Origin of the sequence: Corallibacter vietnamensis (genome assembly GCF_039537875.1) — a bacterium.
In the GTDB taxonomy this organism is placed as follows: domain Bacteria; phylum Bacteroidota; class Bacteroidia; order Flavobacteriales; family Flavobacteriaceae; genus Corallibacter; species Corallibacter vietnamensis.
In genome coordinates, this window is the sequence record NZ_BAABBI010000001.1 from 580,143 (window position 1) to 591,733 (window position 11,591).

General features: G+C 33.5%; 12 protein-coding genes. 7 read left to right on the forward strand and 5 right to left on the reverse strand.

Annotated features, from left to right (window positions below; translation table 11 throughout):
• Positions 1–9 precede the first annotated feature (9 nt).
• The gene (locus ABD690_RS02655) at positions 10–873 is read right to left on the reverse strand and encodes a DUF58 domain-containing protein (RefSeq protein ID WP_344726767.1); all 864 of its coding nucleotides are present in this window, start codon (positions 871–873) and stop codon (positions 10–12) included.
• 76 nt (positions 874–949) lie between these two features.
• A complete protein-coding gene (locus ABD690_RS02660; protein WP_344729279.1) occupies positions 950–1,951 on the reverse strand; it encodes an AAA family ATPase in 1,002 nt (333 codons plus the stop codon).
• A gap of 176 nt (positions 1,952–2,127) precedes the next feature.
• Here ABD690_RS02660 and ABD690_RS02665 point away from each other — a divergent pair, with 176 nt between their 5' ends.
• The 3 genes from ABD690_RS02665 (at position 2,128) to ABD690_RS02675 (ending at position 5,034) form a co-directional block, all read left to right on the forward strand.
• Positions 2,128–2,991: an aldo/keto reductase gene (locus ABD690_RS02665; RefSeq protein WP_344726769.1), complete on the forward strand. Its 864-nt coding sequence runs from the start codon at positions 2,128–2,130 to the stop codon at positions 2,989–2,991.
• A gap of 82 nt (positions 2,992–3,073) precedes the next feature.
• Positions 3,074–3,832 carry an SDR family NAD(P)-dependent oxidoreductase gene (locus ABD690_RS02670; protein ID WP_344726771.1) on the forward strand — a complete coding sequence of 253 codons (759 nt, stop codon included), beginning with the start codon at positions 3,074–3,076 and terminating at the stop codon, positions 3,830–3,832.
• Between the two features lie 68 nt (positions 3,833–3,900).
• A complete protein-coding gene (locus ABD690_RS02675) occupies positions 3,901–5,034 on the forward strand; it encodes an ATP-binding protein (protein ID WP_344726773.1) in 1,134 nt (377 codons plus the stop codon).
• A gap of 311 nt (positions 5,035–5,345) precedes the next feature.
• Here the strand turns inward: ABD690_RS02675 and amaB are convergent, their stop codons facing one another.
• Positions 5,346–6,899, reverse strand: a complete 1,554-nt coding sequence (amaB, locus tag ABD690_RS02680; RefSeq protein WP_344726775.1) for an L-piperidine-6-carboxylate dehydrogenase — start codon at positions 6,897–6,899, stop codon at positions 5,346–5,348.
• Positions 6,900–7,021: 122 nt separating this feature from the next.
• On the opposite strand from amaB, the gene ABD690_RS02685 reads away from it, so the two are divergent.
• From ABD690_RS02685 to ABD690_RS02695, 3 genes are read left to right on the forward strand one after another with little or no spacing between them, the layout of a single operon-like run.
• Positions 7,022–8,098 (forward strand): isoaspartyl peptidase/L-asparaginase family protein, encoded by a 1,077-nt coding sequence (locus ABD690_RS02685; RefSeq protein ID WP_344726777.1) that lies wholly within the window; start codon positions 7,022–7,024, stop codon positions 8,096–8,098.
• 2 nt (positions 8,099–8,100) lie between these two features.
• A complete protein-coding gene (locus ABD690_RS02690) occupies positions 8,101–8,823 on the forward strand; it encodes a YqjF family protein (RefSeq protein WP_344726779.1) in 723 nt (240 codons plus the stop codon).
• Positions 8,820–9,134 carry an antibiotic biosynthesis monooxygenase family protein gene (locus tag ABD690_RS02695; protein ID WP_344726781.1) on the forward strand — a complete coding sequence of 105 codons (315 nt, stop codon included), beginning with the start codon at positions 8,820–8,822 and terminating at the stop codon, positions 9,132–9,134. The genes ABD690_RS02690 and ABD690_RS02695 overlap by 4 nt, the downstream gene beginning before the upstream one ends.
• A gap of 220 nt (positions 9,135–9,354) precedes the next feature.
• On the opposite strand, the gene ABD690_RS02700 is transcribed toward ABD690_RS02695, so the two are convergent.
• Entirely contained in the window at positions 9,355–9,897 is a 543-nt protein-coding gene (locus ABD690_RS02700; protein WP_344726783.1) for a YciI family protein, read from the reverse strand.
• Positions 9,894–10,367 carry a CYTH domain-containing protein gene (locus ABD690_RS02705; protein ID WP_344726786.1) on the reverse strand — a complete coding sequence of 158 codons (474 nt, stop codon included), beginning with the start codon at positions 10,365–10,367 and terminating at the stop codon, positions 9,894–9,896. Before ABD690_RS02705 ends, ABD690_RS02700 begins: the two co-directional genes overlap by 4 nt.
• 88 nt (positions 10,368–10,455) lie before the next feature.
• Here ABD690_RS02705 and dinB point away from each other — a divergent pair, with 88 nt between their 5' ends.
• The gene (gene dinB / locus ABD690_RS02710; RefSeq protein ID WP_344726788.1) at positions 10,456–11,559 is read left to right on the forward strand and encodes a DNA polymerase IV; all 1,104 of its coding nucleotides are present in this window, start codon (positions 10,456–10,458) and stop codon (positions 11,557–11,559) included.
• Positions 11,560–11,591: the final 32 nt, after the last annotated feature.

Below are 11,591 nucleotides of genomic sequence, written 5' to 3' on the forward strand. Positions count from 1 at the left end.
ATCGTTTTATCAGCGACGTTTAAAATATCCTAATAACTTTTTTACATAACTTTCATCTACGCGGCAGTCTATGCTTCCTGCTCCTGATTTTGTAAAGCTATCTTTAAAATAATCTACACGCTCTTGATAGTATTTGGCATAGTTAGCCCTTACTTTTTTAGACGCTGTGTTTACTAACATATATTCGCCTGTTTCTTCGTCTTGCATTTGTACCATACCTAAATTAGGAATTTCTTCTTCGCGTTTGTCATATACACGAATTCCGGTAACATCATGTCGTCCAGAAGCAATTTTAAGTGTGTGTTTGTATTCTTGAGACATAAAATCACTCAACACAAATACAATGGCTTTTTTCTTCATCACATTTGATAAAAATTTTAAAGCCTCTGCTACATTGGTTTGTTTACTTTTAGGTTGAAATTCTATAAGCTCTCTAATAATTCGCAATACGTGAGATCGTCCTTTTTTTGGCGGAATATAAAGCTCTATGTCATCCGAAAATAATATGAGCCCTATTTTATCGTTATTTTGAGTTGCTGAAAATGCTAAAGTTGCAGCTATTTCAGTTACTATTTCGTTTTTAAATTGGGTTTCTGTACCAAAAAACTCTGAACCAGAAACATCTGCCATAAGCATCATGGTAAGTTCGCGTTCTTCTTCAAAAACCTTAATATGAGGTTCGTTGGTACGCGCAGTTACATTCCAGTCTATATTACGAACATCATCACCGTATTGATATTGACGCACTTCAGAAAATGTCATACCACGACCTTTGAAGGTAGAATGGTATTCACCTCCAAAAATATGATCAGACAAACGGCGTGTCTTAATCTCTATTTTTCGTACTTTTTTTAGTAACTCTTTCGTATCCATTTTTCAATTTATGATTACAGATTTTTGATTTACGATTTTAAAAAAACCGCGATTCGTCATTCTAAAATCTTAAATTCTATGGTACTTCTATTTCGTTTACAATTTTGTTGATAATGTCTTCTGAAGTAACATTTTCAGCTTCGGCTTCATAGGTAATTCCTATTCTGTGGCGTAAAACATCATGTACTACAGCGCGTACATCTTCAGGAATTACGTAACCACGACGCTTTATAAATGCATAGCATTTTGCTGCTGTAGCAAGATTGATACTTCCACGAGGTGATGCACCAAAAGATATCAGAGGCTTTAAATCTGCCAACTTATATTTTTCAGGGTAACGCGTTGCAAAAATGATATCTAGAATATATTTTTCTATTTTCTCGTCCATGTAAACCTCACGAACAGCTTTTTGAGCACTTATAATCTGTTCTACAGAAACAACTGGATTTACTTTGTCATAAGCGCCTTTTAAATTGGCACGAATGATTAATTGTTCTTCTTCCAGTTTAGGATATTTAATAACTGTTTTAAGCATAAAACGGTCTACTTGAGCTTCAGGAAGCGGGTATGTTCCTTCTTGCTCAACTGGGTTTTGAGTAGCCATTACCAAAAATGGTTTATCTAAAACAAACGTTTCATCACCAATGGTTACTTGCTTCTCTTGCATGGCTTCCAGTAATGCTGATTGTACTTTAGCAGGCGCACGGTTTATCTCATCTGCTAAAACGAAATTTGCAAAAATAGGTCCTTTCTTTATAGTAAAGTCATTCTCTTTAATATTGTAAATTAATGTACCTACAACATCGGCAGGTAATAAATCTGGTGTAAACTGAATTCTACTAAAACTTCCGTGAACTGCTTGTGAAAGGGTATTAATAGCTAGTGTTTTTGCAAGTCCAGGAACACCTTCTAGCAAAATATGTCCTTGTCCTAACAACCCTATTAATAATCGTTCAACCATATGCTTTTGGCCTACAATTACCTTGTTCATCTCTAGGGTAAGTAAATCAACAAAAGCACTTTCCTTTTCAATCTTCTCGTTAATTGCCTTAATATCAATTGTACTTGTTTCTTCCATCATTCTTTAATTTTTTTAAACCTCGAATATACTATGCTTATTTGAGCACTGCAAATTGTTAAAATTTTTGCTGTACCGCTGTTAATAATTGGTTAAAAAATCGCGTTTTAAAAGAGATTTAAGAGTATTTTTACTTTTATAAAGCCTAAAATCAAACCGATAAAAAACACCGCAATATGTATTCAAAAATAATTGCAGGAACCATGACATGGGGACAATGGGGCAAAAAGCACTCTAAAACAGAGATGATAGACACCATAAATTATTGTTTAGAAAACAACATCACAACCTTTGACCATGCCGATATTTATGGTGATTATACTACTGAAGCTGATTTTGGAAATGCTTTTACTGAAAGTAATATAACAAGAGACGCTATACAACTTATAAGTAAATGTGGCATTCAGCTTCCAGGAAACTCTAGGTCAAAACTGCAGGTCAAACATTACAATTATAGCAAAGACTATATTATTTGGTCAGCAGAAAATAGCTTAAAAAACCTAAAAACGGATTATTTAGATTTATTGCTTTTACATAGACCAAGCCCATTGATGCAGCCTGAAGAAGTGGCTGAAGCAATTTCAATATTAAAAAAACAAGGGAAAATTAAAAACTTTGGCGTTTCTAATTTTACTACAAGTCAAACAGAACTATTAAGCCAATTTACCAATATTAGTGTCAACCAGATAGAATTTTCATTAACACAGCATACTGCTATGCATGACGGCGTTTTAGATACTTTAATGGCAAAAAAAATAAAGCCTATGTGTTGGTCTCCTTTAGGAACAGTTTTTAAAGACACTAATGAGCAAACTACACGTATTCATTTACAGTTAGAGAGATTAACAGAGAAGTATAACGCTACTAAAGATCAGTTACTTTTAGCATGGATACTAAAACATCCTGCCAATATTACTCCTGTCATAGGCACCACAACAAAAGAACGCCTAAAAAATGCATACAACGCAACCAACATACATTTAGATACTGAAGATTGGTTCTTAATTTTAGACGCCTGCCAAGGCCATGAAGTCCCATAACACATCACAAAAGGATAACTTATATTGAGCAATAAAATGCAAAAAAACTATTAAATTGTAACATTAATTTTTTACACAAAAAATGACCCTAAAAAAAACAGCATTAATTACCGGAGCTACTAGCGGCATAGGAAGAGCAACAGCTCATGAATTTGCAAAACACGGTATTCAACTTGTTTTATGCGGAAGACGTCAAGAACGATTAGACATTGTTAAGTCTGCATTACAAAAACAAACCCTTGTGTATACATTAAACTTTGATGTAAGTGATAAAAACGCTACTCAAAAAGCTATCGAGTCGCTTCCCGAAAGTTTTAAAAACATAGATATTCTAATAAATAATGCAGGTAATGCTCATGGATTAGACCCAATACAATCAGGAGATACTGACGATTGGGATGCTATGATGGATATTAATGTAAAAGGACTTCTTTATGTAAGTAAAGCCATTATACCACAAATGACCGAGAGGCAATCTGGTCATATTATTAACATTGGTTCATCTGCTGGCAAAGAAGTTTACCCAAAAGGCAATGTATATTGCGCAAGCAAACATGCTGTTTTAGCTATAACTGAAGGCATGCGTATAGACCTTAATGAATTTGGTATAAAAGTAAGCGCTATAAACCCTGGATTGGTAGAAACAGAATTTTCTAAAGTCCGCTTTAAAGGTGGCACAGCCGCCAATGGTGTTTACAAAGGCTACAAAGCCTTACAAGCTGAAGACATAGCCGAAATTATTTACTTTACAGTATCTAGACCTGCTCATGTAAATATTGCTGATTTGCTAGTGTTTCCTACAGCACAAGCTAGCTCTACTATCGTAAAAAAAGAATTATGATTAGATTTAAAAAAGAACTAATGCGCATTTAACTAAAAAAAACCTCTTGTTGACACAGGAAATTTATTATGATTAATAAACGCCTCCTTATTAAAAACTTATTAGCTCATAATGATGAGAATAGTTTTTATGATAAGAAGCGAAAAATTGATATTAGTCAAAAAGAGGGAAAAGCCAAGTTTTTAAAACATGTTTGTGCATTATCTAATAGCAACCCAAAAAACAATTCTTATATCGTTATTGGTGTTGAGGATGCAGACAATAGTATAGTAGGCGTTGATTTTTTTGATGATAGTAAAATTCAAAATCTTATAAACGCTTACTTAACTAATCCGCCTATAGTACAGTATGAAAACATTCCTTTCCCTCATTTACCAGATTATAGGGTTGTTGGTTTAGTTACTATTAGACCAATTGATAAAATCACTTCATTAAAAAAGAATATCTGGAAATATTATGGTGGTTCGGTCTTTTTCAGAGAAGGCAGCATTAGCATACCAAAAGTTTTTGATATAGAAATTAAAGATGTAAACTCTAAAATTGTACAAGCCATAGAAAATCATTCTCAAAACAACATTGAACACACATTAGATGCTGTTTTTGATTTTATGAAAGACCGAAAAGATTATCAACCTCAATATAAAGTTTTTAAAGAATATTTTGTGGTTTGTTGGTCTGGACAAAAAAAAGTGGTTAAAGATGAAATCTTTTTTTCTAGGGTTGATATCAAACTTATCAATGAACAGGTTCGATTATTTTACTCAACCCTTGATGAAGTTGCTATTTCTTATGATGAAAACTCATTCAAAATTATTGAATACGTAAGTTTAGGACTTCAAAATTCTTATAAATATTATCCTTTAGAGGAAACCATTATTCAATTTGAACCCAACGCAAATTACCAAATACAAACAAAACTACTGTTTCAACCGCCGCAATTTGATAAAAAAGTACTACATCATATATACAACACCAACAACAAAATTTTAGAAAAACTAAAAAAAGGATTAACACTAAACAATAACGAAAAAGCTGATTTAAAAAACCTTCCAGCAACGTACTTAATCTGTTATTTAAACTTGTTTCATGAAGCTATAAATAAACTGTATGAAGCAAAACCATATTTAAAAAATTTTGATTTAAATGCTTACAAACATTACAAAGAATCTGTTCGTATTTTACGAAAAGTAAAATATAGCTAGCGTATTCACAAAGCACAAAAACTCTTAAAATCAGACAATTAAAAAATATATAATATTATTTTATTATATTTGATGTGCTATTAATCAAGTATTTTAAACAGCCTTGCTTTTTAAAAAAGTCATTTTTTATAAATCAAGGTTGTTTTTTATATAAAATGTAACGGTTCAAATTCCTTATCAAATACAGAATTGGTTATTTCATTCAACACAACAGAAATTCATTTTATGAAATAATCTCTCTAGGTTTAAAACTAAAAAAGCCATTTTCTTTGTAGAAAATGGCTTTTTTAAATTTATTTTAAACTGAAATACTATAAATCAAACTTTATACCTTGAGCTAATGGTAACTCTGTAGTGTAATTTATTGTATTTGTTTGGCGTCTCATATAAACCTTCCAAGCGTCAGATCCTGATTCACGACCGCCTCCAGTTTCTTTTTCTCCACCAAAAGCACCGCCTATTTCAGCTCCTGAAGTTCCGATATTAACGTTTGCAATACCACAATCACTTCCTGCATGAGATAAGAAACGCTCTGCTTCTCTTAAATTATTAGTCATAATAGCTGATGATAAACCTTGAGCAACACCATTTTGCATATCAATAGCATTTTCTACATCACCAGAATATTTTAATAAGTATAATACTGGAGCAAATGTTTCATGCTGAACAATTTCAAACTCATTAGATGCTTCAGCAATGGCTGGTTTTACATAACAACCAGATTCATATCCTTCGCCTTCTAACACGCCACCTTCTACTACAACGTTTCCGCCTTCTTCAACAACTTTTTCTAAAGCATGCTGATACATTTTTACTGCATCCGTATCAATTAACGGACCAACATGATTGTTTTCATCTAGAGGGTTTCCTATACGTAATTGCTTGTAAGCATCTACTACGGCATTTTTCACTTGATCGTAAATAGACTCATGTATAATTAAACGACGTGTACTTGTACAACGTTGACCACATGTACCTACAGCTCCAAATACAGCTCCAATTACTGTCATTTTTATATCAGCGTCTGGCGTTACAATAATAGCATTGTTTCCTCCTAACTCTAATAAGCTTTTTCCTAAACGAGCAGCTACTTCTTGAGCAACAATTTTACCCATTCTTGTAGAACCTGTTGCAGATACTAATGGAACACGCTTATCTTTTGTCATAAACTCTCCAACCTTATAATCTCCGTTAATTAAACAAGAAATTCCTTCAGGTAATCCATTTGCTTTAAAAACTTCAGCGGCTATATTTTGACAAGCAACACCTGTTAATGGTGTTTTTTCACTTGGTTTCCAAACGCATACATCTCCACAAATCCAAGCTAAAGCTGTATTCCAGCTCCAAACTGCTACTGGGAAATTAAATGCCGAAATAATTCCAACAACACCAAGCGGATGATATTGCTCATACATTCTATGTCCTGGGCGTTCTGAATGCATGGTTAACCCATGTAATTGGCGAGATAAACCTACTGCGAAATCACAGATATCAATCATTTCTTGAACTTCACCCAAACCTTCTTGGTAACTTTTTCCCATTTCATAAGAAACAAGTTTTCCTAAAGGTTCTTTAAGCTCTCTTAATTTTTCACCAAATTGACGTACAATTTCACCACGTTGCGGTGCTGGCATTGTTTTCCAAGTTTTAAAAGCAGATGTTGCTGCCTCCATAACTTTTTCATAGTCTTCTTTGGTAGTTGTTTTAACTTTACCTATCAATTTACCGTCAACTGGAGAATAGCTTTCTATAACGTCTCCGTTAGAAAAACTATTAGAACCTGTTGAAGTTCCTTCATTTATATCTTTAACACCTAAATCGTGTAAAGCTTTCTCAATTCCGAAATCTTTTGCAACTGCTTGCATAAATTTTGATTTTTTTATTATTATCTAATCTTTTTGCGAATATACTAATAAAAAGTCGCTTAACTTAATCTGTAGTTTTAAAAAATGTTAACTTTAATGCACCTTATAAAAGCACATTTATCATGAAGAAAACCCTATTACTTTTATTTTCGGTTATTGTTTGTATTGGGTGTATGAACGAATCTGAATTGAAAGCCTTATCTAAAAAACAAACCTTAAAAAAACCTGACAGCACTAATGTACAAACCTCTACTTTTTCTATTGTTATTCACGGTGGTGCTGGTACTATTCTAAAAGAAAACTTAACACCAGAAGACGAAAAAGCTTACAAAGAAAAGCTAGAAGAGGCTATAAAAACAGGGTATAATATTTTAAAAGAAGGCGGAACAAGTCTTGATGCTGTAGAAAAAACTATAAATATACTAGAAGATTCACCCTTATTTAACGCCGGTAAAGGTGCTGTTTTTACCAACGCTGAAACAAACGAACTAGACGCATCTATTATGGATGGTAAAACGCTAAATGCAGGAGCTTCTGCTGGAACTAAAACTGTAAAAAACCCTATTAATTTGGCCAGGTTAGTCATGGAAAAATCGCCACATGTAATGCTCTCTGGAGAAGGCGCTGATGCTTTTGCTTCTGAACAAGGTCTGGAAAAAGTAGACTCAAGTTACTTTTTTACAGACAAAAGATTTGAATCTTTAAAGCACATAAAAGCAAAAGAAACCATAGAAAAAAACGATCATAAAATGGCATTTTATGATGCTAAAATAAAAGATTCTAAATTTGGAACTGTAGGCTGTGTTGCTTTGGATAAAAACGGAAATCTTGCTGCGGGCACATCAACAGGAGGCATGAGCAATAAACGCTGGGGACGTATTGGCGACTCTCCTATAATTGGCGCCGGCACATATGCAAACAACAAAACATGTGCTGTCTCTAGCACTGGTTGGGGCGAATATTTTATTCGCGCTATGGCTGCTTATGACATATCTGCATTGATGGAATATAAAGGACTATCTTTACAAGAGGCCGCTAAAGAAGTCGTTCAAACAAAAATACCAAACCTAGGTGGTAATGGTGGAATTATCGCTGTTGACAATCATGGCAATATGGTTATGGAGTTTAATACTGCCGGCATGTATCGTGCATCTATGAATGATAAAGGCGAACTCTATATCGGGATTTATAAAAATTAATTTTGAAACCAAGAGAGATTTTAAAACATACTAGGCATAGGTCATTTCCTTATCCAAAAAACCCTTGGATATTTTATCAGGAATGGAATCGTGCGCTTTTTTTACATTGGGAAATTGCCCTTGAAGACTTACAACCTTTTGTGCCTAAACCTCTCAAAATAGATCTAATAAACGGAAAAGCCTGGGTAAGTTTAGTTGCGTTTGATATGAATCATATTGGAATTAGAGCAATTCCCAAAATACCTCATATATCTGACTTTCACGAAATAAACTTACGAACTTATATTATTCATAATAACAAACCAAGTGTTTATTTTTTAAATATGGAAGGCAGTAAAAAATCGTCTTGTAGCATTTTAAAGAGACTGTCTAAATTCCCTTATCAGCATGCTAAAATGAGTCGAAATAGTTTTTCTTATTCATCTAAAAATGCTGTCACTAATGATTCTTTTTACGCAGAATATCGTTTGCCAATACAACCCATCTCAAAAGACAAAACTGATCTTTGGTTGACAGAGCGGTATGTTGTTTTTCAAGATTACAAAAACCATTTAATTGCGTATGATGTGCATCATGCAGAATGGCCTTTGGAAACTTTAGCTATAAAAAAATTAGATATAAGCTATCCAAAATTTAATCATATTTTAAACAATTCACCTCATAGAGCTCACTATTCTAAAGGTGTTCAGGTGCTTGCTTGGAACAAACGTAAACATGCTTTATGAAAAAAGATTTTACACCTTACTACGCTGTAATTTTTTCTTCTACACAAACAGAAAACACCAACGGTTACCTAGAGATGTCAAACAAAATGGCGTCTTTAGCAAAAGTTCAAGATGGTTTTTTAGGAATGGAATCTGCTAGAAACAAAATTGGTATTACGGTAAGTTATTGGAGAGATCTTGAGTCCATATCTCAATGGAAACAAAACACTGAACATATATTAGCTCAACAAAAGGGGCAAGAAATATGGTATGATTGGTACCGCGTGAGAATATGCAAGGTTGTAAATGATTATGAGTTTTTACACAAATAATTTACTTATCGCTTTAGTGCAAAATGCCCAATAAACTCTTGATTATCAATTTTAATAACATACCAATCATCATTTGATGGTAATTATGATTACTGCTGCTTCAGTTTGTAGTATTTATAGACTAAAACCTAGGTTAAGTAATATGATGGTTAGTATTGGAATACCGCTTTCCTTTTTAACACTGGCTATATGGTATTACATAATTACTTATATTTTGTAATTACCTTAACGGAAAACCTTTGGCAGCCCACCACGGATGTACCTCTATTACCAAGCGTTCTGCTTTTACCATAGGGTCTAAATTAGCTAAACTATCAGCCATTTTTAGTGTTGGTACATTATAAATTGTAACGCCTCTTATATCTCCATCGTCGCCAAATGGCCCAGAAATATCAGCGTAACCTTCATCATACATACGCCCTAAATGTTCTAAATGTGCTTTTTGTAATGCTGCAGCTTCTTCTTCATTTTGTGATCTAATTGGTCCTTTTTTTAAAAAAACCATAAAGTATTGCTGCATTAGCACGGTGTCTTGGGTTTTCTCGTCTACGTAATCAAAAATTTTGTATCCTTTATTTGTAAGTTCTTTTTTTAAAATAGAAGCAGATTTTTTTTCAATCGGTTCTTCTTTTTCAACATTACTTGGAGTCATTTCTTCTGAAACTTCTACAGGCGATTTAGAAAGATCTTCTTGCTTTTTTGTGTCTTTTTTACAAGATACAAGCGCTAAAGCTATCAATGTAAAGAGTATTGTTTTTTTCATAAATTCCATTGTTTAAAAGGGTTTTTACTTAATTGTGAATTGTAGTATTTTGTGTGTCCTGTAACCTCATTACCGAGCCATAAAGGTTTTTTAAAAACTTCTGTAGCATGGTTTAGCTCAACTTCTGCAATAACCAATCCCTTGTTTTCTCCAAAAAACTCATCAACTTCAAAAATATGATCACCATAAGAAACTTCATAACGCATCTTATCTATAACACCTTCTTCGCAAAGCTCTAAAAGACTTTTTGCTTCATCTTCAGCTATTTCTTTTTCCCATTCAAAACGCGATAAACCATCATTGCTTGATAAACCTTTTACAGTTAAAAATCCTTTATCTCCTTTAAGTCTTACTCTTACTGTACGCGCAGGATGTGTATTTAAAAACCCTTGTATAATTCGTGTATTCTTAAACGCTTCGTCTTTAAAAGCTGATGATTTCACTAAAAATTTTCGCTCTATTTCTTCCATATATGCTTTCCAAAAAAATGAAAATCTATTTCATCTTTTAACTTAAAATTTATAATCCTTGCTTCCTAGGAATTAGTAAATTTACATCATGCCAAACGATTTACCAATTCGAAAAATTATTCATGTAGATATGGATGCTTTTTATGCATCTGTTGAGCAAATGGATAACCCTGAATTACAAGGAAAGCCTCTTGCTGTTGGCGGCAGCGGCAAGCGAGGTGTGGTAAGCGCGGCTAGCTACGAAGCTCGTAAATTTGGAGTAAGAAGCGCTATGAGCGGTGTAAAAGCCAAGCGTTTATGTCCCGATCTTATTTTTGTAAGACCACGTTTTGATAGGTATCATGACATTTCAAAAAAAATCCGAAAAATTTTTTTTGAGTATACAGATTTGGTTGAACCACTTTCTCTAGATGAAGCATACCTAGATGTAACTAATAATAAAAAAGGTAATCCTAGCGGTTCACTTATTGCCAAAGAAATTAGAGCGCGTATTTTTGATGAGGTAGGTTTAACGGCTTCAGCAGGGATTTCTATTAATAAGTTTATTGCAAAAGTGGCTAGCGACTACAATAAGCCTAACGGACAAAAAACAGTAACACCAGAAGAAGTTCTACCTTTTTTAGAAGCATTAGATATTCGTAAATTTTATGGGGTTGGCAAAGTGACCGCTGAAAAAATGTATCAAAAAGGTATTTTTACTGGCAAAGACTTGAAAAGTAAATCTCTAGAATACCTTGACACACATTTTGGTAAATCTGGCAGATACTATTATTATGTAGTTCGTGGTATTCATACCAGTGAAGTAAAGCCTAACCGTATTAGAAAATCACTTGCTGCTGAACGTACCTTTAGTGAGAATCTATCATCTGAAGTATTTATGCTAGAAAAATTAGACCATATTGCCGAAGAAGTTTCTCGCCGTCTCAATAAAAGTGGTGTTTCCGGAAAAACGGTAACCCTAAAAATAAAGTATAGTGACTTTACGCTACAAACCAGAAGCAAAACCTTACCTTATTTTATAAGTGACAAAAGCATTATTCTAGAAACCGCAAAAGACCTATTATACCAAGAAAAACTACAAAACTCGGTAAGGCTTTTAGGTATTTCATTATCAAACCTCAACACTGAAAAAAAGCCAAAACAAACGGAGCCCAAAAAAGAAGTCAGTGTACAGTTACGGTTTGAGTTTTAAATTCCTCCAGGAGACAATTTAGCAAAAAAAAG